The 25,301-nt window shown below is 71.3% G+C and carries 17 protein-coding genes and 2 pseudogenes; 12 read left to right on the forward strand and 7 right to left on the reverse strand.

Going from position 1 to position 25,301, the window contains the following annotated elements:
* Positions 1–106 precede the first annotated feature (106 nt).
* Entirely contained in the window at positions 107–2,182 is a 2,076-nt protein-coding gene (locus ACWDAG_RS33030; protein ID WP_450699223.1) for a DUF1996 domain-containing protein, read from the reverse strand.
* A 371-nt stretch (positions 2,183–2,553) separates the two neighbouring features.
* Between ACWDAG_RS33030 and ACWDAG_RS33035 the strand changes: the two genes are divergently transcribed.
* Together ACWDAG_RS33035 and ACWDAG_RS33040 are read left to right on the forward strand one after the other, a co-directional pair.
* Complete coding sequence (locus ACWDAG_RS33035; RefSeq protein ID WP_450699224.1) at positions 2,554–2,820, forward strand: class I SAM-dependent methyltransferase; 267 nt, start codon at positions 2,554–2,556, stop codon at positions 2,818–2,820.
* A 115-nt stretch (positions 2,821–2,935) separates the two neighbouring features.
* Positions 2,936–3,166 (forward strand): hypothetical protein, encoded by a 231-nt coding sequence (locus ACWDAG_RS33040; RefSeq protein ID WP_450699225.1) that lies wholly within the window; start codon positions 2,936–2,938, stop codon positions 3,164–3,166.
* Between the two features lie 104 nt (positions 3,167–3,270).
* Here ACWDAG_RS33040 and ACWDAG_RS33045 read toward each other — a convergent pair whose 3' ends face one another.
* Positions 3,271–4,050, reverse strand: a complete 780-nt coding sequence (locus tag ACWDAG_RS33045) for a maleylpyruvate isomerase family mycothiol-dependent enzyme (protein WP_450699226.1) — start codon at positions 4,048–4,050, stop codon at positions 3,271–3,273.
* A gap of 353 nt (positions 4,051–4,403) precedes the next feature.
* On the opposite strand from ACWDAG_RS33045, the pseudogene ACWDAG_RS33050 reads away from it, so the two are divergent.
* The 3 genes and pseudogenes from ACWDAG_RS33050 to ACWDAG_RS33060 all read left to right on the forward strand — a co-directional run.
* Positions 4,404–5,279 (forward strand): annotated as a pseudogene (locus ACWDAG_RS33050) (chitinase); the annotation flags it as partial.
* Positions 5,280–5,355: 76 nt separating this feature from the next.
* Positions 5,356–6,165 (forward strand): annotated as a pseudogene (locus tag ACWDAG_RS33055) (ThuA domain-containing protein); the annotation flags it as partial.
* Positions 6,166–6,309: 144 nt separating this feature from the next.
* Entirely contained in the window at positions 6,310–8,040 is a 1,731-nt protein-coding gene (locus ACWDAG_RS33060) for a dolichyl-phosphate-mannose--protein mannosyltransferase (protein WP_450699227.1), read from the forward strand.
* Positions 8,041–8,058: 18 nt separating this feature from the next.
* Here the strand turns inward: ACWDAG_RS33060 and ACWDAG_RS33065 are convergent, their stop codons facing one another.
* Positions 8,059–8,691, reverse strand: coding sequence for a GNAT family N-acetyltransferase (locus ACWDAG_RS33065; protein WP_450699228.1), 633 nt, complete (start codon positions 8,689–8,691; stop codon positions 8,059–8,061).
* 491 nt (positions 8,692–9,182) lie between these two features.
* A complete protein-coding gene (locus ACWDAG_RS33070; protein WP_450699229.1) occupies positions 9,183–10,595 on the reverse strand; it encodes a cytochrome P450 in 1,413 nt (470 codons plus the stop codon).
* A 200-nt stretch (positions 10,596–10,795) separates the two neighbouring features.
* Between ACWDAG_RS33070 and ACWDAG_RS33075 the strand changes: the two genes are divergently transcribed.
* The 6 genes from ACWDAG_RS33075 to ACWDAG_RS33100 all read left to right on the forward strand — a co-directional run bounded on the left by ACWDAG_RS33075 (position 10,796) and on the right by ACWDAG_RS33100 (position 21,155).
* Entirely contained in the window at positions 10,796–13,330 is a 2,535-nt protein-coding gene (locus ACWDAG_RS33075) for a SpoIIE family protein phosphatase (protein ID WP_450699230.1), read from the forward strand.
* Positions 13,331–13,434: 104 nt separating this feature from the next.
* Complete coding sequence (locus tag ACWDAG_RS33080) at positions 13,435–16,239, forward strand: SpoIIE family protein phosphatase (protein ID WP_450699231.1); 2,805 nt, start codon at positions 13,435–13,437, stop codon at positions 16,237–16,239.
* A 150-nt stretch (positions 16,240–16,389) separates the two neighbouring features.
* Positions 16,390–17,238, forward strand: coding sequence for a chitosanase (locus ACWDAG_RS33085; protein ID WP_450699232.1), 849 nt, complete (start codon positions 16,390–16,392; stop codon positions 17,236–17,238).
* Positions 17,239–17,428: 190 nt separating this feature from the next.
* Positions 17,429–18,793: an FAD-dependent oxidoreductase gene (locus tag ACWDAG_RS33090; protein ID WP_450699233.1), complete on the forward strand. Its 1,365-nt coding sequence runs from the start codon at positions 17,429–17,431 to the stop codon at positions 18,791–18,793.
* Between the two features lie 145 nt (positions 18,794–18,938).
* A complete protein-coding gene (locus ACWDAG_RS33095) occupies positions 18,939–20,117 on the forward strand; it encodes an FAD-dependent oxidoreductase (RefSeq protein WP_450699234.1) in 1,179 nt (392 codons plus the stop codon).
* Positions 20,118–20,189: 72 nt separating this feature from the next.
* Positions 20,190–21,155, forward strand: a complete 966-nt coding sequence (locus tag ACWDAG_RS33100) for a DUF1152 domain-containing protein (RefSeq protein WP_450699235.1) — start codon at positions 20,190–20,192, stop codon at positions 21,153–21,155.
* 108 nt (positions 21,156–21,263) lie between these two features.
* On the opposite strand, the gene ACWDAG_RS33105 is transcribed toward ACWDAG_RS33100, so the two are convergent.
* Complete coding sequence (locus ACWDAG_RS33105) at positions 21,264–22,265, reverse strand: hypothetical protein (protein WP_450699236.1); 1,002 nt, start codon at positions 22,263–22,265, stop codon at positions 21,264–21,266.
* The gene (locus tag ACWDAG_RS33110; protein WP_450699306.1) at positions 22,262–22,630 is read right to left on the reverse strand and encodes a PadR family transcriptional regulator; all 369 of its coding nucleotides are present in this window, start codon (positions 22,628–22,630) and stop codon (positions 22,262–22,264) included. The genes ACWDAG_RS33105 and ACWDAG_RS33110 overlap by 4 nt, the downstream gene beginning before the upstream one ends.
* A 304-nt stretch (positions 22,631–22,934) precedes the next feature.
* Between ACWDAG_RS33110 and ACWDAG_RS33115 the strand changes: the two genes are divergently transcribed.
* Positions 22,935–24,104 carry a hypothetical protein gene (locus ACWDAG_RS33115; RefSeq protein WP_450699237.1) on the forward strand — a complete coding sequence of 390 codons (1,170 nt, stop codon included), beginning with the start codon at positions 22,935–22,937 and terminating at the stop codon, positions 24,102–24,104.
* Between the two features lie 119 nt (positions 24,105–24,223).
* Here ACWDAG_RS33115 and ACWDAG_RS33120 read toward each other — a convergent pair whose 3' ends face one another.
* Positions 24,224–25,270, reverse strand: coding sequence for a hypothetical protein (locus tag ACWDAG_RS33120; protein ID WP_450699238.1), 1,047 nt, complete (start codon positions 25,268–25,270; stop codon positions 24,224–24,226).
* Between the last annotated feature and the right edge of the window lie 31 nt (positions 25,271–25,301).

The raw sequence follows: 25,301 nt of genomic DNA on the forward strand, positions 1-25,301 counted from the left end.
CGTCCCGCGCATCGAGCGGTGCCGGGGCGGCTGGAGCACCGGCAGGGGCCGCCGCCGGATCGGCGGCGGCCCCTGCCGCTCGTGCCTCTGTACCGTGCCCCAGGCGTCAGCGCCCGTAATTGCGCCGTGTACGGGTGAGCAGGAAAAGCCCTGCGAGCAGCAGCACGGTGCCCGCCGTGGCGGGCCACAGGGTCGTGCCGGTCTCGGCCAACGCGCCGTCCTGGACGCCCTGCGGTTCGGTCTGGCTGCCTGCGGCAGGGGCGTTTCCGCCCGTGGCCTGGGGCCGGGCCGAGTGGTCACCCGCGTTGGTGCCGTCGTTCGCCGCGGCGGCCGCGGCGCTGCGCGAGGCCTTGGAGGTCGCGTAGACCCTGGGTTGAGTCGTGCTGGAGATCGTGGGCTTGTCGTCGTTCGCCGGCTGTCCGGTCTCCGGAGCGGTGGTCGTGGGCTGCGCGTTCTGGTCACCGGATCCGCTGCCGGAGTTGCCCGTGCCGGACCCGTCGCCCGAGTTGCCGTTGTCGTCGCCGGCGGGCGGCGTGGTCGGGTCGTCGGTGGGCTGGGGGGTCGGTTCCTGGGTGGGCTGGTCGGTGGCCGTGGGCTGGTCGGTCGGCTGCTCGCTGGGCTGGTCCGTCGGCTTCTCGGTCGGCTGCTGGGTGGCTCCGCCGCCCGAGCCCGGGTCCTCTCCGGTGCCCGCGCCGCATGCACGGCCGCCGTTGATGCAGGACACGACCTCCTTCATGAGGCCGTCGTCGAAGACGTTGATGAAGTCGCCGTGGTCGGTGACCGGCTTGTGCAGCTGCTCGGGGAAGGAGTCCACCGCGAACAGCGGGGTCGTACGGCCGCCGTCCTGCAGGCTCGGCGCCTTCACGTCGTAGACGATGCGCTGCACCAGCTGCGGGATGGCCTGGAAGCCGTTCGGGCAGTTGCCGGAGGCGTCGGCGAAGGCCACATGGGTGCGGTGGTTGGCGCTGTCGATGTTGCGGCCGTCCCAGCAGCTCTGGAACCGGAAGGTGCGGACCACGTCGCTGCCCTGCGGGCACAGCGGGTACTTGTCCTTCAGCTGCCGGTCCTCGAACCCGGTGCAGCTCCAGGAGGCGTTGGCGTTGGCAGTGCCGTTGACGAACGCCTTGGCGTCTCCGGTGATGATGCGCAGCAGGCGGGGCATCTCCGTGACCTGGCTGCGCGGGCTGCCGATGAACGTCATCGTGACCTGCTTGGGCGTCACGATCTGGCCCGCGTTGCCCTCGATGCCGCCGCCGGGCGAGTTCGCGTCCTTGTCCTGGGTGCCGTTCTGCAGCCGTACCACCGGCCAGTAGTACGTGGACTTGTCGCCCGGGTTCTCGCAGCTGGTCTGGGCGTTCGCGAGGTCGTCGTCGCTGGCGAAGGCGTTGTTGGACTGGTTGCCGACGTAGTCGTGGAAGTGGTGGGCGCCGTTGGTGACGCCCGGGGCGACGATCACGTTGTCGGAGTTGCGCAGGCCGTTCGCGTTCACACCGCAGCTGGTGGTGAAGGTGCCCTTGGAGACGAAGGAGTTCAGGTTCGGTGCCGGGGAGTTGGGCTGGACGGTGTTGATGTCCTGGTAGTCCCCCACGGACGGCCCGTTGCCCGCCTGGCCTCCGTTGCCGCCCTGCTCAGCGCCGCCGTTCTGCTGGCCGCCGTTCTGCTGGTCTCCCTGCCCCTGCTGCTGGCCGCCCTCCGAACCCTGTCCGCCGTTCTGGTCGTTCCAGGTGCGCATCGAGCAGTCCGCCATGGAGTCCAGCCCGTCGGGACGCTGCCCGGCCCGGTCCATAACGTCGCCGATCCGGCCGAGGGAGTCGCTGCGCTTCTCCTTCAGCGGCTTCATGACCTGGTCGGCGGTGTAGCCGCTGTCCTGGCGCTGTTCCGGCGTCGCCGCCTGCAGCCGCTGGTAGGCCTCCGCTATCTGCTGGTCCATGGAGGCGAGTTCCTTGTCGACGTCGCCCCGCGCCTGGTCCGGCACCTGCGTCAACTTGCTGCCGACGTCGGGGCAGTCGATCGTGCCGGCCGCGGCACTGCGCGTCTGTGCCCCGTCCGTGTCCGAACCGCCTTCCGTCGCCGAGGCGTAGACATTGACCGCCACCAGCCCGCCTCCGCCCAGCATCAGCGCGAATGCCGCAAAGGTTGCGCGGCGCGGGCCTGTTGGGCGTCTGCGCGAATTGCGTCCCACGAGAGTTCTCCTACGGATCACGGCGGTCGGGCATGGAAATCCCTCGCCACATACGGACGGCGGAACCAGCGTGTTCAAGCACCCCACAGATTCATAGGAACCTCTCAGAAAGCGCGTGCCCCCACATCCCCACACGTGGCGCAAACCGGGACAGCACGGCGCAGTGGGAAGGTGACCGGGCAGGACTTCGGCGTGTGGTCCGCCGGGGACACCTACGAGCGGCACATGGGGCGGTGGAGCCGCCTGGTGGCCGACGAGTTCGTGTCCTGGCCGGCGTGTGCGCCCGGAGCCCGGTGGCTGGACGTCGGCTGTGGTTCGGGTGCGTTGCGTCGACCGTGGCGCGCCGGTGCCGGCCCCGGGCGCTGCTCGGCGTGGAGCGGTCCGACGGGTTCGTGGCCGCGGCCCGGGCGCACGGGTCTCCTCCCGGGCTCTTCGCCAGGGCCGACGCACAAGCCTTTCCCGTGGGCGGGGCCGCGGTGGACGTGGCCGTCAGCGGACTGGTCCTCAACTTCCTCCCCGAGCCCGGTGCCGCGGTCGCCGAGGCCGCGCGCGTGGTGGTGCCCGGCGGCTGGTCGCCGCGTATGCGCGGGACTACGCCGAAGTCATGGGGTTGCTGCGGCACTTCTGGGACGCCGTGACCGCCGCCGATCCCACGTCGGCGGCGGAGCTGGACGAGGGCCGCCGGTTCCGCTGCGCAGGCCGGACCCACTGCGGCGGTCGTGGAGCAAGGCCGCGCTGGTCGAGGTGGAGGTCGTGCGCCTCGAAGTCCCCGCCCCCTTCGCCGACTTCGCCGAACTGTGGGATCCGTTCCTGGCCGGACAGGGCCCCGCCCCCGGTTGTGTCGCCTCACTCGCACCGGACGCCAAGGAGCAGCTGCGGGAAGCGCTGCGGGCGCGGGTGCCGGCTAGCCCGGACGGGTCGATCGCGCTCCGGGCGCGCGCTTGGGGCGTGCGGGGCCGTAGGGCGGGGGCCGTCGCCCCCTGACGCGCGCAACGCGCCTTCAGGCACGGGAGAAGGGGACGGCCTTGTCCGCGGTTGTCCGTCCCAGTCGGCCGCGAACCGCCCCGCGCTCCCGCATGGACCACCTTCTACGCCTCCAGCCAGAACCCGGTGCGGGACAGCCAGAGTCGGAGCAGTGCCGTGTCGCCTCGGGTCTCGACTGCGGGAGCGGGTCGCCGGTAGAGGAACAGCAGCAGGTCCGTCACCGGTCCGCGCACGGTCGTCGCGGCCGCAGCGCGACCGGCGTGCCACACGGGCCGGTCGCCGCCGAGGTCGACGTGCCACTCTCCGGCGCCGGTCGCCTCGAACTGGAGCGTACGACCGGGGCCGAGCAGTCCGGGTGCTCCCTGCCGGGGCTCGTACGCCTCGGGGACCGTCGCGAACTCCATCCACTCCTGCACCGCGTCCGCCGCGAGGGTGCCGTCGAGCCTGAAGGCGGAACCGGTCGCCAGTGCGGCATCGGCCCGGTGCACGACGGTCTCGTGCGTCATCCTCCTGGCCCAGAAGAAGGACGTGTTCCGCTCGTGGGCCGGCGTCCACACCTGGGCGTCGGGCCCGGCATCCCGCAGGGTGGCGCTGAGTTCCGCAGCGCCCTCGGCCAGCCAGCCGCCCAGTGCGCCGCCGTCCACATGGGCGTACACGGCGGGGTCGTCGACGGGGTCGCCGGGAACGGGCTCGCGGGCTCGTGTCCGGACCACCTCCTCGGCCCATCGGTGGTCCCCGCCCACGTGCCGCAGTAACCGGCCGAGATCCCAGCCGGGGCAAGTGGAAACCGGGGTGCTCGTGTCCGCCCCTGCGATCTGTGCTCTGAGCAGGTCGGTCTGGGTGACGATTTCGCGACAGCAGCGGTCGAAGGTCAGCGAAGTCATCCGCTCATCATGGGCGAACCGGCTCCCTCGCGGCACTCGGATTCTGCGTGCACTCATTTCTTGAAGAGACAACGCGGACTCGTGTCACCGTTACTTCACCTCTTGACGTGTTTGGTTCAGACCTTTAGGTTCCCGGTCACACAGCTTCACGAGTGCGCCCCAAGTTCATGCACGTGAACTCCCTTGTACTGCCGGCCTCTTCCCCCACCGTCCCTGCCGACGAAAGGCTGTGACCCCCACTCATGAATGCCCAACCCCCCACCCATGGCACGGCGTTGCCCGCCTGCATCGCCATGGCCCTGTCGGCACTCTCCGCCGCAGCCCTCACCGCCGCTCCCGCCGACGCCGCCCCGACCGCCGCCCCCATGGCCGTCGCGCCGTACCTCTACAACGGCTGGGGCAGCCCGCCCGACCCGGCCACCATCACCAACGCCACCGGCGTCAAGTGGTTCACCCTCGCCTTCGTGCTCAGCAACGGCCACTGCAATCCGCAGTGGGACGGCAGCCGCCCGCTCACCGGCGGCGTGGACCAGCGGACCGTCAACACGGTGCGCGCGGGCGGCGGTGACGTCATCCCCTCCTTCGGCGGGTACAGCGGCAACAAGCTGGAGAGCTCCTGCTCCAATGCCGGGGAACTGGCCGCCGCGTACCAGAAGGTCATAGGCGCCTACCGACTCAAGGCGATCGACATCGACATCGAGGCCGATGCCTACAGCAACCCGACCGTGCAGCAGCGCACGGTGGACGCACTGAAGACCGTGAAGGCGAACAACCCTGGCCTGAAGGTGTACATCACCATCGGCACCGACCAGAGCGGGCCCGACACCAGCCTGATCAAACGGGCGGCCGCGTCCCGTCTGTCGGTGGACGCCTGGGCCATCATGCCGTTCGACTTCGGCGGTGCCGGCAAGAACATGGGGACGCTGACCCTGAAGGCGGCCGAGGGCCTCAAGTCCGCGCTCAAGAGCGCCTACGGCTACGGCGACGACCAGGCCTACCGGAGGATGGGCATCTCCTCCATGAACGGCATCACGGACCAGAACGAGAAAGTCACCGTCGCCGACTTCCGCACCATCCTCGGCTACGCCCGGCAGCACCACCTCGCCCGGCTCACCTTCTGGTCCGCCAACCGCGACCGCCCCTGCACCGGTGGTGGCGCGGACAGCTGCTCCGGCGTCGGCCAGCAGGCCTGGGACTACACGCGCGTCTTGGCCCAGTACACGGGCTGAACTCCCCTGTCCCCACACAGAGCCATCGACGTGGCCCGTCTCCTCAACCACCCCTGACTGGAGGGGAGTTCATCCGATGCACGCTATCCGAACCGGTGCCGTACGCATCCTCGTGCTTCTTGCGATCCTGCTGACGGCCCTGTCCGCGCCGCGCGCCCAGGCCGCCTCCCAGCCGTTCAAGGTGCTCGCCCTCTACAACGGCACCTGGGACGCGGCCCACATCAGCTTCGTCCACGAAGCCAACGACTGGTTCCCGAAGCGGGCCGCGCAGAACGGCTTCACCTACACGGCGAGCAACAACTGGGATCTGCTCGCCAACGGCGGAGTCAGTGGCTACCAGGTCGTGCTGTTCCTCGACGACCTGCCTCAGTCCGCCGCCCAACGCACCGGATTCGAACGCTACATGCGGGGCGGGGGCGCCTGGTTGGGCTTCCACGTCTCGGCCTTCACCACCGACGCACGGAGCTGGCCCTGGTACCACAACCAGTTCCTCGGCAGCGGCAACTTCAAGTCCAACACCTGGGGGCCGACGACCGCGGTCCTGCGCGTCGAGGACCGTACGCATCCGTCGACGAAGAGCCTGCCGGCGACCTTCACCTCGTCCGTGAGCGAGTGGTACAGCTGGTCGAACGACCTGCGGCGCAACCCCGACATCAAGATCCTCGCCTCGGTCGACCCCAGCAGCTTCCCGCTCGGCACCGACCCCGACCAGAGCTGGTACAGCGGCTACTACCCGATCCTGTGGACCAACACCAAGTACCGGATGCTGTACGCCAACTTCGGCCACAACGCGATGGACTACGACACCAACACCACCCTGTCGTCGACGTTCGCGAGCGAGACGCAGAACCGCTTCCTGCTCGACGGACTGAAGTGGCTGGGCGGCAGGGCGAGTTCGCACCTGCACGCGCACTCCTGAGCCGGTGCGCGAAGGGCCCCGACCGCCGCGCGGGTGCGGTCGGGGCCCTGCACCACGCCGCACCCACGGGCGCCGAACCCGAACCGCACTGGCGTTCCCTACGATGACCCGGTGACGAGTGACACCCCCACACGGACCGACGCCGGCGAAGACACCCGCGCGACCGCCGCGCCGGAGGCGACCCCCTGGGCGCAGCGGCTGCGGCGGTTCGGGTACGCGGCGGGCCGGCGGACCGACACCCGGGCCGTGCTGGTGCCGCCCTTCCCCGAACCGGCCACGAGAGTCTGGGAGTTGGCGGGCCTGGCCCCTCGAACGGCTCGCCGTCTCGCACACTCCATGAGCTGGCTGGGACCGGTCCTCGTCGCCGTGCTGGCCGGCGCGCTCCGGTTCTGGCGGCTGGGGCAGCCACGGGCCGTCGTCTTCGACGAGACGTACTACGCCAAGGACGCCTGGGCGATGCTGCGGCTCGGCTACGAGGGCAGCTGGCCGGACCGCAAGATCGCCGACCCGCAGATCCTGGCGCATCCCCAGGTGATCCCGCTCTCCGACACGGGCAGCTTCGTCGCGCATCCGCCGATGGGCAAGTGGGTGATCGCCCTCGGGGAGGGAGTGTTCGGACTCGACCCGTTGGGCTGGCGGTTCATGACGGCGGCACTGGGCACATTGTCGGTGCTCATGCTGTGCCGAATAGGGCGCCGTCTGTTCCGTTCGACGCTGCTCGGCTGTCTCGCCGGTGCGCTGCTGGCGGTGGACGGTCTGCACTTCGTGATGAGCCGCACCGCCCTGCTCGACCTCATCGTGATGTTCTTCGCGCTGGCGGCGTTCGGCTGCCTGCTGGTCGACCGGGACAAGGCGCGAGCCCGGCTGGCCACGGCCCTGCCCGTCGGCGACGACGGCTTCGCCCGTCCCGACGCGTACACGGGCGAACAGGTCGGCACGGGCCCTCGTCCGTGGCGGCTCGCGGCCGGCGTCCTCCTGGGACTGGCCGCCGCGAGCAAGTGGAACGGCCTCTACTTCCTCGTCTTCTTCACCGCCCTGACCGTCCTGTGGGACGTGGGCTCCCGCCGCGTGGCCGGGGCGGGCCACCCCTACCGGGCGGTGCTGCGCAAGGATCTCGGCTGGTCGGTGCTCTCCCTGGTCCCGGTCGCCGTAGTGACGTATCTGGCGACCTGGACCGGATGGTTCCTGTCCGACAACGGCTACAACCGGCACTGGGCGGACGGACGCGGCGGCACCTGGTCCTGGATCCCGGCGCCGCTGCGCAGCCTGTGGCACTACGAACACGCCGTCTACCAGTTCAACATCGGCCTCCACTCCCCGCACCGCTACCAGTCCAACCCGTGGAGCTGGCTGGTCCAGGGGCGCCCCGTGGCGTTCTACTACCAGTCGCCGAAGGCCGGACAGCAGGGCTGTCACGCCGCCACCGGCTGCTCGCAGGAGATCCTGGGCCTGGGCACCCCGCTGCTGTGGTGGGCGGCCTGCGCCGCGCTGCTCTACCTGCTGTTCCGCTGGGCGCTGCGCCGCGACTGGCGCGCGGGGGCGGTCCTGTGCGCGGTCGGCGCCGGGTACCTTCCGTGGTTCAACTACCAGGACCGTACGGTCTTCTCCTTCTACGCCGTCGCGTTCGTGCCCTACCTGTGCCTGGCCGTCGCCATGATGGTCGGCGCCCTGCTCGGGCCGTCGGGAGCGAACGAGTGGCGCCGGTTGATCGGCGCAGTGAGCGCGGGCGTGCTGGTGCTGCTCATCGCATGGAACTTCATCTACTTCTACCCGCTGTACACCGGCACGACGATCCCGTACGGCGACTGGCGGGCCCGGATGTGGCTGGACACCTGGATATGAGGCCGGTCCACATGCCCGTCACGGCGTGTCCGACTCCCCTGTCGAACGCCCTAGATAAGTGACCGGGCCCGGGTCCGGCACGTCGATCCGGTGGAAACCCAGGCGGTCGTAGAAAGCTCTGGCCGGGGTGTTCGCCGTGACCATGGACAGGTGCACGGCGGCGACGCCCCGGTCGTGCAGCGCCCGCAGGAAGGCCCGCATCAGCTCGCGGCCGTGCCCCTGGCCCTGCCATGCGGGGAGCAGGTCGATGTGCAGATGGGCCGGGTACGCGGCGACCTCGGGGACGAGCATCCGCTCCGGGTGGTGCAGGAGGGGGATCATCTCCTCGTCCGGGGTCGTCGACGGCCCGCTCGGCTCCGGGTAGCGGTCCGCGACCAGGGGCAGCCACTTCGTACGGAAGGCCTCCACGAAGCGGTGTGTGTCCGCGGTGCCGAGGATGTAGCCGACCGCCTGGCCCCGGCCGTCGTCCAGGACGAAGGCCAGGTCCGGCTCGAGGTGGACGTAGGGAGCCGCGAAGATCACCGGGAAGATCCCGGGATCCGCGTAGACGGGCCGACTGTCCTGGCCGTTGTGCGCGGTGCGGATGCAGATGTCGTCGAGGGCCGGGCGGTCCTCGGGGCGGTAGGGGCGGATGGCGGGCGACGAGGTCATCACAGCATCCTGCACAGTTGGGAGCGCTCCCACAAGCTTGTCCGCGAAGGCCCGTGCGTCGTGGGCCCGGGCCCTCAGGCGCAGCTCACGCGTGCGGGCGGCGGTCCCTTTCCTGCGTGCTGCGAACCGTTCTTGGGCGGCTCGGCGGCGACGGCCTTCTGAATGCTCCGAGGGAGGGGGGAAAGGGCCACGGCACCGCCCAGCGCGCACGCGGGCCCAGGAGTCCACGACTGTCAACTCGACCATGATGGCGCCTTGTTGAGCGAGACAAGCTCTCCGGAGTGACGGTCGGCCCGGCGGAGCGGCCGGACCGCCGATCACTCCCCGCTCCACACGACGAGGCACTTCAGGGGCGGGCGACGGACCTGTGGCCGACGTGCGGTGGGCCAGTCGGCCAAGCCATGACCGGCGATGGTCGGCCGCTGCATGGAGTTTGCCCGGCGCTGGAAGACGGAGGGCCGACCCGCGCACGGGGGCGCTCGACCGACCGGTCAGCCGGCCGAGTCCGAATGGAACTCCATGGCCAGGGCGTCGGGTTTGACCGTGATCACGGCCTGGGCACGCGGTGGACGGGAGGTCACCTTGAACCGGGGCCAGATCTGGAGGACGGTCGCGAGGATGATCTGGAGCTCGACCCACGCGAAGTTCTCTCCGATGCACTTGCGGCGGCCGTCGCCGAATGCGAGGAAGGACCCTCGGGTGGCCGCTACGCGATCCGCCTCCCAACGGTCCGGGTCGAAGGTGTCCGGGTCGGGGAAATAGGAGGAGTCGTGCTGGTGCAGATAGGGACTCCACACGACATCGGCGCCCTCGGGTATGAGGTGCCCGCCGAGGACGACGTCGCGCGTGACCGTCCGCGTCACCATCCAGGACACCCCGTACTTCCTGATGGCCTCCTGCAGAACCCGTCGGCCGTACGGGAGTTGGTCGAGGTCGTCGTAGCGCAGCGGCCGGTCCCCGCACACCGAGGCCAGTTCCTCGCGAAGGCGTCGTTCGACGGCGGGATTGCCGGCGATCTCGTACAGCGCCCAGGCGAGTGTGGTGCCGGTGGTCTCGATCGCTCCGGCCAGGAGGGTGATGGCCTCGTCCTGGAGTTGCCGGCGGCCGAGCTGGTCTTCAACACCGAGCAGGGTCTCGAACAGACCCCCCTGCTGCCGGTGCGCCTCGGACGCATGCGGGCACGCCTCGGCGCCGGACGCACCGTCCGCCGAAGCGGAGCCGGACGCGGTGATGTCGATGTGATGGTCGATGGCCTGGTCGATGAGGGCGCGCAGGCGGGCGACACGGTCGGCGTGCGCGCGGTTGGCGGGCAGCGGCAGCCTTGTGATCCAGGGCGGAAGAATGACCTGCCGAATCGTTCCTTTCATGATCTCGGGCATGAGGGCGGTGAACTCGCCCTCCAGGTGTGCCGGCAGACCCGCGCCGAACACGGCGACGAGGAACGTGGAAAGGGTGATCTTGTTCATGTCGGCGAACACGTCGCGCGACACGGCCGCGGGCCAGGCGCCGACCGTCGTCCGCACCTGGTCGATCATGGCGTTGCCGCGCTCGCCGATATGCGCCTTGCTGAACATGGGCTGCATCAGACGGCGGTGGCGCAGATGGGTCTCGCCGTCCGCGACGGTCGCGATTCCGTCACCGAGGAAGACCCGCAGCGCGTCGTAGTACGTGCCGCCCTTGGTGAAGTGGGCGGCGTCGGTCACCAGGACACGTCGGGTCAGTGCGGGGTCCGTGACCACGTAGGCGGGTGTGGGGCCGATGCGTATGCGCACCACGCTGCCGTGTTCGCGCAGCGAGGTGATGAACGGCAGCGGGTCGCGGGCGAGGCGGAGTCCGTGCCCGATCAGCGGCAGTCCGCCGGGGGCTGTGGGGGTGGGGATGGGTGCCTGGGTGGGGGCGCTCATCAGTGATCACTCCTCGTGGGGGTGGGGACAAACGCCCGAATGCATGCCCATTACAGCTTCACCCGATGCACCGGAGCGCAGACCTTCACGTCACATCCCGGTCTGTCCGACGTCTCGCTCCGCCCAGGTGCGCCGGGGCCCCGCAGTGGCGCATTCTTGTCGTGTCGCCCGCTGGACGGCGTACGGACGAGGTAGAGCCGATGACTCGCGCGGAGTACGCACACCGGACGCCCGGGCAGCTGGCCGCGCTGCTGATCGACGCCTCGACGGAGGCGATCGGCGCGGCCGGCGGGCACTCGGGCGCGGTCTATCTGCGCTCCGGCACGCCCGGGCTGCTGCGGCTTGCGGTGCTCGCGGGGCTGCCGGGCCCGCTGTTCCGGCCCTGGTGGCGGCTGCATGTGGACCGCCCGTTCCCGGTGGCAGACGCCTACCGGCTCGGCGTGCAGGTGGTCCTGCCGAACGCCACGGAGACGATGCGCCGCTATCCCCAGTTCGCGGCCGGGCTGCCGTTCCAGTTCGGGTCGATGTACGTACCGATCGGGTGCGGGTCGACGACGTTCGGTGTGCTGACCGTGCTGCGGCACTCCACCGCGGACGCCACCGAGCTGCTCCACCACCGCGATCGCATGGTGCGGCTGGCCGAGGACCTGGGCACGGCCCTGCGACGGCTGGAGGACGGCGGCAGGTCGTCGGTCGCCTGGGACGGGGAGCCCGTGTGCGTACGGCCGCCCGGCACCCGCCCGCCCGCGGGGCGTGCCGGAGGTTTCGCCTGGGATCCGGTGACGGACGTCGTGACCGTGGACGAACGCCTGCCCGCCCTGCTGGGGGTGCCGATCGACGCGTTCGCCACGTCCGTGGAGGCCCTCGCGGACGCCGTGGCCCCGGCCGAGACACAGCGGGTCCTGGCCGCGCTGCGGGAGACAGCGGCGGGCAGACCGCCGCCCCTGCCGCTGTACGTGCGGGCCGAGGACGGCGCGCTGCGCCTGGTGGAGCTGTGGAGCCCGTACGCGGCCCCCGCCCCGCCCGGCACACCGTCCGGCGCACATCCGGTCCGGGGTTTCGTCGTCGATCCCGGTCCCGGGGCGGCGGCCGACGCCGCCGCCGATCTGCTGCCCGACGGAGTGCTCTGCCTGGACCGGCTGGGGCTGGTCCTCTACGCCAACCCGCGCGCCGGACAGCTGCTGCACTCCTCCCGGACACAGTTGCTGAGCCGTCCCCTGTGGGAGGTCGTGCCGTGGCTGAACCAGCCCGCTTTCGAGGACCATCTGCGCAGCGCGCTGCTGTCCCCGGACCCGGTGCGCTTCCATGTCGGGCGGCCCCGCGCGGACGGTTCGGAGGGGGACGGCACGTCGTACGAGAGCGCCTGGCTCGATGTCTGTGTCTATCCGGGTCCGGACGTGCTGACCTGTACGTTCCGTCCGGCGAACCGGGTGGCGGACGCGGCTGCCGACCTCACGCGGGAGCCGTCGGCCGCCGCCGCGCCCGGCGTCCCGTCGATGGCTCCGCTGTACCGCCCCATCGTTCTCGCCATCGCGCTGACGGAGGCGGTCACCGCACGGCAGGTGGCAGCCGTGGTCATGCGGGAGCTGCTGCCCGCGTTCGGCGGCCGCCGCCTCGCCATCTATCTGCTGCAGGACCGGCACTTGTATCTGGCCTGGGAGAACGGCTTCCCCCAAGGGTTCCTCAGCCCCTTCGAGGGCGTGGACCTGGACGCCCATCTGCCCGGTGTCGAGACCCTCACCAGCGGCCGGCCGATCTTCTTCGACTCGATGGAGCAGCTGGCCGCCGCCTACCCGGGCATTCCGCTGGACGCGGACGAGGGGGCCCGTGCCTTTCTGCCGCTGATCGCCTCCGGGCGTCCGGTGGGCTCCTGCATCCTGGGCTTCGACGGCACGCGCAGCTTCAGCACCGAGGAGCGCACGGTGCTCACCGCGCTCGCCGGGCTGATCGCCCATGCCATGGAGAAGGCGAAGCGCTACGAGAGCGAGGCGGCGCTCGCACGCGGGCTGCAGCAGGCCCTGCTCCCCCGCCGGCTCTCGGCCCACCCGCAGGTGGAGACCACCGGCCGCTATCTGCCCGGCACACAAGGCATGGAGGTGGGCGGCGACTGGTACGACGTCGTCGAGGCGGGCGACGGTCTGGCACTGGTCATCGGCGATGTACAGGGTCACGGCGTGCAGGCCGCAGCCACCATGGGCCAACTGCGCAGTGCGGTGAGGGCGTTCGCGCTCGGTGACCGGCCGCCCGACGAGGTGATGAGCGGCACGAACCATCTGCTGATCGACCTCGATCCCGGACAGTTCGCGAGCTGCTGCTACATCCGGCTGGATCCGGCCTCGGGCCTGGCGCGGGCGGCCCGGGCCGGGCACCCGCCGCCGCTGCTGCGTCACCCGGACGGCCACACCGAGGTGCTGGATCTGCCCGGCGGCGTGGTGCTCGGGGTGGATCCGCACGCGCAGTACCCCGTCGCCGAGCTGCGGATCGAGCCCGGCGCCGTCCTCGCGCTGTACACGGACGGGCTGGTCGAGCGGCCCGGTCTCGACATCGACGAGGGCATCACGGCCCTGCGGGTCGCCCTGGCGAAGGTCGGCGCGCCCGCCGTACGCCCGGGCCGCCGTCCGCTCGCCGGGATCGCCGACCGCCTCACCGCGACGGCACGGCACTCCGCGGACCGGCCCGACGACATCGCGCTGCTCCTCGCCACGCGCCGTGCGGCGCACGGGAACCAGCGCTGACACCGTCTCCCGCCCGTGACATCGGCATGCGGACAGGGGGCGATCTCCGTCACTCGCTGTGACGCCTCTCGCCTCACGCGGCCCGGCAGTGTAGACATGGGCACATGGTCCGACTTCCGGACCGCTCCGGGACCCGGTCGCACCGCCGTCCCGGCGGTCCCCGTGCCCGCCGCGCGACCGATCGCGCCCACGCAACGCACGGGCGGCACACGACGCGGACGACGGGCAGTGCGCCCGCCCGCCGGACAGGGCACACGGGCGAGACGGAACCGGGCCGCATCACGGCGTTGCGCTCCGTGCTGACCAAGCGCAGCATCGCCCGGCAGGTGTTCGTCCTGCAGGTGGTGATCGTGCTGCTGCTGGTGGTCGCCGCGGTGGTGGCGCTGTATCTGCAGGTCCGGCACGACAGCACACAGGAGGCCCGCAACCGGTCGGTCGCCGTCGCCCAGGCGTTCGCCAATGCGCCGGGCACCCGCGAGGCGCTCGACAGCCCCGATCCCACGAAGATCCTGCAGCCGCGGGCGGAGGCCGCCCGCAAGGCGACCGGCGTCGACTTCATCGTCGTCATGAACACCGACGGCATCCGCTACACCCACCCCAAACCGAACCGCATCGGCAAGAAGTTCGTGGGGACGATCGAGCCGGCGCTGGCCGGCGGGACGGTGGTCGAGGAGATCAACGGGACGATCGGACGGCTGGTGCAGGCGGTCGTGCCGATCAAGGATCCGGACGGCAAGGTCGTGGGCCTGGTCTCGGCGGGCATCACGACCGCGACCGTGGGCGGCACCGCCGACCGGCAGCTGCCCCTCGTCCTGTTCGCCGCGGCCGGGGGACTCGCCCTGGCCACCGGCGGCACCGCGCTGGTGAGCAGACGGCTGCTGCGCCAGACGCACGGCCTGGGCCCGCACGAGATGACCCGCATGTACGAGCACCACGACGCGGTGCTGCATGCCGTGCGGGAGGGCGTGCTCATCGTCAGCGGCGAGGGCCGGCTGCTGCTCGCCAACGACGAGGCGCACCGTCTGCTCGACCTGCCCGCGGACGCCGAGGGCCGGCATGTCCTCGACCTGGGCCTCGCGCCGGACACGGCGGAGCTGCTGGCCTCCGGGCGCGTCGCCACCGACGAGGTGCACCTGGTCAAGGACCGGCTCCTGGCGGTCAACCAGCGGCCCACGGACGTCCAGGGCGGCCCGCCGGGCAGCGTCGCCACGCTGCGCGACTCGACCGAGCTGCGGGCCCTGTCCGGCCGCGCGGAGACGGCCCGGGAACGCCTCAACATGCTGTACGACGCCGGGGTGGGCATCGGCACCAGTCTGGACGTCGCCCGCACCGCCGAGGAGCTGGCGGAGCTCGCCGTGCCGCGGTTCGCCGATTTCGCCACGGTCGACCTGTTCGACGCCGTCCTGGACGGGGGCCAGCCGGAGGCGGTGACCTCCTTGCGCCGTACCGCGTCGAGCGGGGTGCGTGAGGACGCCCCGCTGTACAAGGTGGGCCGCCAGATCAAGTTCGTCGACTCCTCGCCGCAGGCCCGTAGCCTGCACTCCGGGCAGGCCGCGCTGGAGCCGGACCTCGGCGCGGCTCCGGGCTGGCACGCCCAGGATCTGGAGCGCACCGCGCAGGTCGTCGAGTACGGGATCCACTCGCTGATCACCGTGCCGCTGCGCGCCGGAGCCCTGGTGCTCGGGGTGGTCAGCTTCTGGCGCTCCGAAAAGCCCGAGCCCTTCGACGCCGACGAACTGGCCCTCGCCGAGGAACTGGTGGCCCGCGCCGCGGTCTCCATCGACAACGCCCGCCGCTACACGCGCGAGCACAACATGGCCGTGACCCTGCAGCGCAGCCTGCTGCCCCGCAGGCTGCCCGAGCAGACCGCCCTGGACATCGCCTACCGCTATCTGCCCGCGCAGGCCGGGGTCGGCGGGGACTGGTTCGACGTACTGCCCCTGTCGGGCGCCCGGGTCGCCCTCGTCGTCGGCGACGTCGTCGGGCACGGGCTGCATGCCGCGGCCACCATGGGGCGGCTGCGCACGGCGGTCCACAACTTCTCCGCCCTCGACCTGCCGCCCGACGAACTCCTCGCCCTGCTCGACGAGTTGGTCGGCCGCATCGACCAGGACGAGACGGCGGACGGCGGCAGCGCCCCGGTCACCGGCGCCACCTGCCTGTACGCGATCTACGACCCGGTGTCGCGGAAGTGCACCATCGCCCGGGCCGGCCACCCGCCGCCGGCCCTCATCCGGCCCGACGGCGGGGTGGAGTTCCCCGACGTGCCCGCCGGTCCCCCGCTCGGCCTCGGCGGACTGCCGTTCGAGACGGCCGACCTCGTGCTGGAGGAGGGCAGCCGTCTCGTCCTCTACACGGACGGACTGGTCGAGGACCGGGAGCGGGACATCGACGAGGGTCTCGCGCTCCTGCGGGGCGCGCTGGAGCGCGCGGGTGAGTCGCCGGAGGACACCTGCCGGGTGGTGCTCGAATCACAGCTGCCGGCCCGGCCGAGCGACGACGTCGCCCTGATCGTGGCCCGCACCCGGGGACTCGACGCCGACCGGATCGCCGAGTGGCAGGTGCCGAACGACCCGGCGGCCGTCGGGGAGGTTCGTGCCTCCGTCAGCCGCAGGCTCACCGGGTGGGGGCTCGACGAGCTCACGTTCACCACGGAGCTCATCCTGAGCGAGCTGGTCACCAACGCGATCCGCTACGGCGCCGACCCGATCCATGTGCGCGTGCTGTTCGACCGCACCCTGATCTGCGAGGTCTTCGACAGCAGCAGCACATCGCCGCACCTTCGGTATGCGGCGATGACGGACGAGGGCGGCCGCGGGCTGTTCCTGGTGGCCCAGCTCGCCGATCGCTGGGGCACCAGGTACACCCCCGAGGGGAAGGTCATCTGGGCGGAACAGCCGCTGCCCTGACTCACCCCCTTTTGGTCCGTACCTGGTTCGTACATCCCTACGAACTTCTGCCGCGACGGGTGTGCGCCACGCTCCTCCTCTGATAGGAAACCTTCCTATCAGTGTCAGGCACGGCCAACTCCCCACCCCCCACCACCACTTGGAGCCCCCGTGAGGCACCCCTCCAGCGCCCCTGCACATCCCGCACGCATCTCGCGCCGCACTGTCCTCGTCGCGGCCGGCGCATCCCTGGCCGCGGCACCCTTCCTGCGGCCCTCGCACGCCTCGGCCACCCCGGCCGCGGCGGGCTGCGTGGGCCTCGACGACCCGGCGAAGAAGGAGATCGCCATGAAACTGGTGTCGAGCGCGGAGAACTCCTCGCTCGACTGGAAGGCGCAGTACAAGTACATCGAGGACATCGGCGACGGCCGCGGTTACACCGCCGGGATCATCGGCTTCTGCTCGGGCACGGGCGACATGCTCGACCTGGTCCAGCTCTACACCGACCGCAAGCCAGGCAACGTTCTTTCCAAATACCTCCCGGCGCTGCGCGCGGTGAACGGCTCCGACTCGCACGAGGGGCTGGACCCGAACTTCCCCCGTGACTGGCGCAAGGCCGCCCAGGACACCGCGTTCCAGCAGGCACAGAACGACGAGCGCGACCGCGTGTACTTCAACCCGGCCGTCCAGCAGGGCAAGGCGGACCGGATCGGGACGCTGGGGCAGTTCGCGTACTACGACGCCATCGTCATGCACGGCGACGGCGACGACCCCACCAGCTTCCGCAACATACGCAAGCGCGCCCTGAACAAGGCGAAGCCGCCCGCGCAGGGCGGTGACGAGGTGGCGTACCTGAACGCCTTCCTCGACGCCCGGGTGTGGGCCATGAAGCAGGAGGAGGCGCACAGCGACACCAGCCGGGTCGACACGGAGCAGCGGGTGTTCCTGCGCAACGGCAACCTGTGCCTCGCCACCCCGCTCAACTGGAAGGTGTACGGGGACAGTTACCACATCGGCTGACCGGTACGCGGGTTGCCGTACCGCCCCGCGCGGTACGGCAACCCGCCCGGTTCCAGGGGTGCGAGCTCCCCTTCCCCGCTCATAAATTCGATTTATGAGCTCATAGAGCGGACCCGCGTACCGACTTAGGCATGCCTTAGCTTAGGCTTCCCGTTCGAGTCGCCTGTCATCGCTCGAAGGGAACCTGATCATGCCGCGCCCCCTGCGGGTAGCCATCGTCGGAGCCGGCCCCGCCGGGATCTACGCCGCCGACGCCCTGCTCAAGTCCGAGGTGGCCGCCGACCCCGGTGTGTCCATCGACCTCTTCGAGCGGATGCCCGCCCCGTTCGGCCTGATCCGCTACGGCGTCGCCCCCGACCACCCCCGCATCAAGGGCATCATCACGGCCCTGCACCAGGTGCTCGACAAGCCCCAGATACGCCTCTTCGGCAACGTCGACTACCCGACCGACATCAGCCTGGACGACCTGCGCGCCTTCTACGACGCCGTGATCTTCTCCACGGGTGCGACGGCCGATCGTGCACTGCCCATCCCCGGCATCGACCTCGACGGCTCCTACGGCGCCGCCGACTTCGTGTCCTGGTACGACGGCCACCCGGACGTGCCGCGCACCTGGCCCCTGGAGGCGGAGAAGGTCGCCGTGCTCGGCGTCGGAAACGTGGCGCTCGACGTGGCCCGGATCCTCGCCAAGACCGCGGACGAGTTGCTCCCGACGGAGATCCCGCCGAACGTCTACGACGGCCTGAAGGCGAACAAGGCGCTGGAGGTCCACGTGTTCGGCCGGCGCGGCCCGGCGCAGGCGAAGTTCTCCCCGATGGAGCTGCGGGAGCTGGACCACTCCCCCAACATCGAGGTCATCGTCGACCCCGAGGACATCGACTACGACGCGGGCTCGATCGAGACCCGGCGCGGCAACAAGCAGGCCGACATGGTCGCCAAGACCCTGGAGAACTGGGCGATCCGCGACGTCGGCGACCGCCCGCACAAGCTGTTCCTGCACTTCTTCGAGTCACCCACCGAGATCCTCGGCGAGGACGGCAAGGTCGTCGGCCTGCGCACCGAGCGCACCGCCCTGGACGGCACCGGCAATGTCAAGGGCACCGGCGAGTTCAAGGACTGGGACGTCACCGCCGTCTACCGTGCGGTCGGATACCTGTCGGACAAGCTCCCCAAGCTGCCCTGGGACCTCGACTCCGGCACCGTCCCGGACGAGGGCGGACGGGTCGTCCAGGAGTCCGGCGAGCACCTGCAGTCGACGTATGTGACCGGCTGGATCCGCCGCGGCCCGGTGGGCCTGATCGGCCACACCAAGGGCGACGCCAACGAGACGGTGGCCAACCTGCTGGACGACCATGCGAACGGCCGTCTGCAGACGCCGGGTTCACCCGAGCCCGAGGCCGTGGACGCGTTCCTCGCCGAGCGGGGCGTGCGCTTCACCACCTGGGAGGGCTGGTACAAGCTGGACGCCGCGGAGAAGGCGCTGGGCGAACCGCAGGGCCGCGAGCGCGTGAAGATCGTCGAGCGTGAGGACATGCTCGGGGCGAGCGGCGCCTGACCCGGACGAACGCCGGTCGTGCCACGCCCCGCAACCGCGTGGCACGACGGGCGGCGACCGGGCACGGAACCCGTGAAGTCGCTCATGCGTTCCCTCCTGTGTGCGTGCGACCGCGGGGGCCGCACGGATACGAGCGGGGTGGGACGTGGCACGCATACTGGTCATCGGCGGCGGCACAGCCGGCACGGCGACGGCTCTGGCCCTGCGCAAAGCGGGCTTCGAGGTCACCGTGCACGAGGCACATCCCGGCTCGGCCGAGGACCTGGGCGCGTTCCTCACCCTTGCGAGCAACGGCATGCGCGCTCTCGCACAGATCGACGCCTCTGCCGCGGTCACGGCGGTGGGCTTTCCGCTGACCTCGATGCGGGTCCTGGACGATGCAGGAGCCGAGCTGGCACAAGTGCCCCTGGGCGAAGCCGCCGACCCCCGTCTGCAGTACCGCTGCCTGCGCCGCGGCGACCTCACCGCGGCCCTGCAGGCGGAGGCCGCTCGCCGGGACATCGTGATCCGGCACGGCGCCCGCCTCGCCTCCGTCCAGGAGGGCCCCGACGGCGTCACCGCGCACTTCGCCGACGGGAGCACCGCAACCGGCGACCTGCTGATCGGCGCCGACGGCCTGAACTCCACGGTCCGCCGGCAGATCACCCCGGACACGCAGCCGTGCTACGCCGGCCAGCGGGTCTTCTACGGCTACACCGGCGCCGCAGCCCGGTCCGGACCGGAGGCGCGCATCACCATGGTGCGCGGCAGCACGGCCGCCTTCGGCTACGCCGTCTCGCCCGACGGGGAGACGTACTGGTTCGCACGCGTGTCCGGCGAGCCACTGGACGCCGACGAGATCGCGGACGGCTCGCCCGCCGACTGGCGCGAACTGCTCGTTCCGCTTCTGCGCAAGGACAGCACACCCGCCGCGGACATCGTCGCGGCCGCCGGCGACGACGTCATGGTCACCAACGCCACCGAGATACCCGCCGGCACACCCTGGCGCTCCGGCCGGCTCCTGCTCATCGGCGACGCGGCCCACGCGGCCTCCCCCGCAACCGGTCAGGGCGCGTCCATGGCGCTGGAGGACGCGGTGATCCTCGCGAAGTGCCTGCGCGACGCACCGGACACCGATATGGCGCTCACCCTGTACGAGGACCTGCGCCGCCCGCGCGTCGAACACAACATCACGGTGAGCGGGAACATCTCCCGGGGCACGCACTCGCCGTCTTCCACCGGGCGTCCGGGTACGCCTTCCGCACGGCCCGGGGAGGACGGACTGATACGTCTGCTGGAGTGGGAGTCCGACATCCGGGAAGGACAGCCGGACCGGAACGCGTGAGCATGCCGGACGTCGGCCGACAGCCTGAAAAGGCGCAGGCCTGACATCCTCTCAGCCTGTTACCGTCCCCCGGTGTTCTCCCTCACAGAGCCCCCCTTCTTCACACGTCTCCGCGATGCCCGGCGCGTTCTCGTCGCCGGCGCGGGCGGCGGCTTCGACGTGTACGCCGGCCTCCCGCTGGCCCTCGCGCTGCGCTCGGCGGGCAAAGAGGTCCATCTGGCCAACCTGTCCTTCGCCGACCTGTACGGGCTGGACACGGACGTGTGGCTGGAGCCGGACGTCGCGGCCGTCGGGCCCGACACCGAGGCGCGAGGTGACTACTTCCCGGAGCGCACGCTGGCCCGGTGGCTGGCGGAGCAGGGCCTGCCGGCCAGGGTGTACGCGTTCCCCCAGACCGGGGTCCAGCCGTTGCGCGCCGCGTATCGCGCACTCGTCGACCATCTCGGCGGTGTGGACGCCGTGGTGCTGGTGGACGGGGGGACCGACATCCTCATGCGGGGTGACGAGCACGGGCTGGGCACGCCGGAGGAGGACATGGCGAGCCTCGCCGCCGTGAACGGGCTGGACGAGATACCCCAGCGGCTCGTCGCCTGCCTGGGCTTCGGGGTGGACGCCCACCACGGGGTCAACCACTCCCTGGTGCTGGAGAACCTGGCCGCGCTGGACCGGGACGGCGCCTATCTGGGCACGTTCTCGCTGCCACGCGAGAGCCGGGAAGGCGCGCTCTACCTCGACGCGGTCGCCCAGGCCCAGCGCGCCACGCCCGAGTACCCGAGCATCGTCAACGGCTCCGTGGCGGCGGCCGTACGCGGCGACTTCGGCGACGTCCGCTTCACACGGCGCACGAAGGACAGCGAACTGTTCATCAACCCGCTGATGTCCCTGTACTTCTGCGTGGACGCACCCGGCCTCGCCCGGCGCAACCTCTACCTGGACCGACTGGAGAACACCGCGCTCATGCGCCAGATCAGCTCTGTCATCGAGGACTTCCGCGCCGGCCTGGCGCGTCAGCGTCCCCCGCGCGCCTACCCGCACTGAGCACGGACGGGCAACCGGACGACCTGACGATCAAGAACCGCTCGTCCGGCACGACCGTGAACCTCAGGGGTTACGTGGTGAAGGACAAGGCGGGCAACACGTTCACGTTCAGCGCGCGGCGAGATCGCGCCTGGCCACGACCGCCAGCGCCACGGTCAGCAGCGTGAGCGCGGCCACCTGGCCCAGCGCGCCGCCGACATAGGCGGCGGGGAGGGGAAGGCCGAGCCACGGATACAGCACGGCGACCCGCACCGCCAGCAGCAGCAGACCGAGCGCGGCCAGGGCCACGGCAGCGCAGGCCGCACTCTGGTCCGTACCGCGACGGCGCAGCAGCAGCCAGCCGAGCGCTCCGACGACGAAGCACGTGGCCGGCCCCCAGAGCGCGTCGGGCAGGGCGGGCACCGCGACCACCGACGCACCCATCACCACGCTGCAGGCCGCAAAAGCGAGGCCGGGGGTACCGAAGGGCAGCACCGCCGCGGGGGCGTCCCTGTGATGGGCGGCGCACAGGGCGAGCGCAGGCAGCCAGGCGAAGAGCGCCCCTGCGGTGGCGAACCACGGGTCCCAGAACTCCAGTTCACTCACCAGCGGACCGACGAACGGCCACAGCGTGGGCAGTGCGGCAAGCAGCACGGACACCTGGGCGAGGCGCCTGCGGTCGTGCAGGAGCGCGAAGTAGCCGACCGTCCACAGCAGCGGAAGCACCCATGCGGCGACCTCGACGACGGTCCCCAGCGGACCGTTGCCGTGGAATCCCGACAGGAACATGTCCCAGTCGCGGCCTCCGTGCGTGGCTGCCCAGGTCAGGCCCAGGACGCGGTCGACGACCGCGGCGGCGGCCTGCAGCAGCACGGCGAACAGGGCGAAGTGACGGACGGCCGACCCGAGCAGGACGTACGGCCGTGGCGCTCCGGTGGCGGCCAGCCTGCTGCGCACGGCGAGGGCGGCGACGCTCGCCACCTCGCCCAGCGTGGGCCTGCTCTGGTCCTGGGTGTCCTGGTCGAGGTCCCACAGGTACACCTCGACCATCTCCTCCTCCCGGTCGCGCCGGTAGTAGGCGGGGAGCATGCGCAGCACCGTGCGGTAGCGCGTCTCGAGCAGTGTCGTCATGCCACACCTCCTGCGAGTCCGGGGCCTGCCGACGGCTTCGCGACCGCGCCGGGGGCCTTGCGTCCCTCGGCGATGCGCGACTTGGCGGCGCTGGCGCCGGCCGCCATGCGCTCCGCCTCCGCGCCGAGGGCCTGTATCCCCTCGTCGGTCAGGCGGTAGTAGCGCCGCAGCCGGCCCTCGTGCACCTCCTCGCGGTCCAGGACGATCAGCCCGTCCGCGGTGAGCCGGTCCAGTACGCCGTACAAAGTGCCGACGCGCAACTGCACGGCCCCGTCGGAGACTTCCTCGACCTCCCGCAGAATCCCGTAGCCGTGCCGGGGCTGGTCGGCCAGGGCGGTGAGGACGAAGAACGCAGCCTGGGTCATGTTCCTCGATGCCATGCAGCCATGATATCTCGGACTCCGATATATAGCGCAAGGGTGAGTCATACGGCGGGGTGAGACGCGAACAGGACCCACCCCTAAGCGGATGGTGGGTGGGCCCTGTTCGCGGGCGCCATTGTGGCGGGCCCGGTGCGCCGGGGATACGGGTGAACCGGGTGTCCTGGAGTGGACTGCTCGCACCCCGAGTGCGCCGCGCGCCTCCCCGTGCGACCACCCCCGGGCGAACGCCGCCGACGCGCGGCGACGATACTGGTGCCTGCACGTGCCCCCGCCCTCAGATGGACTCATGCGTACTTCGCCTTCCGTCCGCCCGACCCCGTCCCCCACGCTGTGGCTGGCCCGCGGCTGCCATACCGCACCCGATGCCGAAGACGTCGTGCGCCGGACGCTGCACCGGCTCAAGGACGAAGGGACAATCGACGATCATCTCGAAGTGGCTGTCTCCGAGGTCTCCGCGAGCGCTGCGGACTGCGCTTTCGAGGCGCGGTGGACGGTCTCCGAGTCAGTGACCGTGCGAGCCCGGCTGGAGCTGACGCGCGATGCCGATGCCGGCGTGGAGTGGGTGCTCGCGGCGGAGGCGGAACGGCCGTGGGAGCAGGGGTGGCCGTCCCCCGCCACCATGTTCTGGCCGACGGATCCGGACGCGTCCTGGGACCACCAGCCCGTCACGGGCCTGCGCCTGCGGGAGGCCAACCGTCTGCCCGCGGACGACAAGGACATCCGGCGCCTGCTCCGCAACTCCGTGCGCGGAGGCTGGCACATCAACCTCGTCGTGCACGAGGCGATGACGCCCGACGAGCGCGGCCGGCGGCCGATCGGCCCGCTGCTGCCGCCGAGCCTGCGTCATCGTGTGCTGGAGCACCGTGCCGCTCCGGACCAGCTGCGGATCGTCAACCGGGTCCTGCGCGAGTTCGGGGTGCAGGTCCCGCGCGGCGGTGCCGTCCTGCTGCCCACCACGCCGGCTCCGGAAGGCTTCGACGCGGACGACTTCTCCGTACGCACCGTCTTCCTCGACGGCTCACGGCCCGCGCAACTCGTCGACGCCCTGACCCGTTTCGCCGCACTGCCGCTTCCGCTGCCGGACGGCGCAGAGGAGACCGTCACCGCTCTGCGGGACGACTGGCAGCTGAGGACGCTCGAGGAGGAACTCGCCCACGCACGCGGGCTCGTGGCCATGTACGCCGAGGCGCTCGAGGCCATGACCAAGTCCCGGGATCTGTACCGCGAGGCCGCCGAGCGCGCACACGAGGCGCTGGCCATCTACCGCGAGAACGGCGACGGCCTGCCCGCCCGGACGCAGCCGCCCGTCCCGCCCCAGGGCTCCCCCTTCCAGCAGCTGACCCGGAGGCTGGAGCGGCTCAAGGACAGTGCCAAGGCCCTTCGCCCCGCGTCCGCCCCAGGCAGCGGGCGGGAGACGGACGGCGCAGTCGAACGGCCGGACTCCTCCGGCAGCTGAGCGCCTGTGTACCAGCCTCGCCTGCGCGGGGTGTGGTCCACAGGCGCCGAAGCGCCCGCGGTCAGGAGAACCGCGGGCGCGGGGCCACGACGCCGTGCGGGCGTCGGGAACGCGGCACATCAGTCCAGACGCCGCGCTGTGGCCAGGGGACGGGCAGGAGCACCCCCCAGGGCGGGAGGGCGCGCTGCTGCGCGCAGGACCAGGGCCGTCACTGCCGTCAGTGCCGCGATCACGGCGACCAGGCCGGCGAGCCAGCCCGGGGCGAGCGTGAGGTCGAGCGCCCGGAACAGCGACCGCGAGCGGAACCCGCGGTACAGCTCGGCCGCGGCGAGCATCGCCGGCAGCACGGCCGCGACCACGAGCACGGCCCGGACGGGCCGCAGAGTCACCAGTACGGCCAGCAAGGCGTACAGGATCGACACTGCGATGCCGGAGGCGTACACGTCGACGGACGTACCCGCCTTGTACATCGGGAACCAGAGCAGCGCGCACAGGAAGAGTGCGGCCGCGACGAGCAGGCCCGCCCACTGCGGGCGCTCGGCGGCGCGGTGCGGCGGACCGACCGGCTGCCCCGGCTGCCGCGTCCTGGGGTCGCCGGCATAGGAAGGCAGGACCGTGGGGAAGGGCGGAAGGCCGGTGCCTGTGCCTTCCTGCCGCCAGTCCGCCTCTCCGGGCTGCGGAGGCGGCGGCTCTGTCTTCGGCGGGGCGGGATGGGCGCCGCGTTCTGTGCTCAGCCGGCCGATGAGTTCCACGAGGTCCTCCACGGACCGTGCCGCGGCGACCGCTCGTGCGGCCTCCTGCCCGAAGCGGGGCTCCGTCGACGGCAGGTGCAGCAGCGCCATCAGCCGGGTCACCTCCTCCACCGGACGGTTCTCGGCCGCCGCCCGGATGACCTCATCCGCACTGGAAGGGTCGCGCGGTGGCTGGGTCAGCAGGGTGACCAGACGGGTGACGTCCTCCACCGAGCGGTCCGTGCCGACCGCGCGCAGCGCGTCGATGGTGGCCCTCGCATACTCCGGGGACTGCTCCAGCATGGTGATCAGGTTGGCGACTTCCTCCAATGGCCTGTCCGCGATGGCGGCGTGCACCAGGGCGCTGGCCGGGTCGTCGTGCGCGCCGACTATGGAGGGGTCGTAGGGACGGGGTGATGAAGAGCGGATGCTCATGACTCTCCTCCATGGAATAGACGGACCGGTT

It is taken from the genome of Streptomyces sp. NPDC001157 (genome assembly GCF_053598255.1).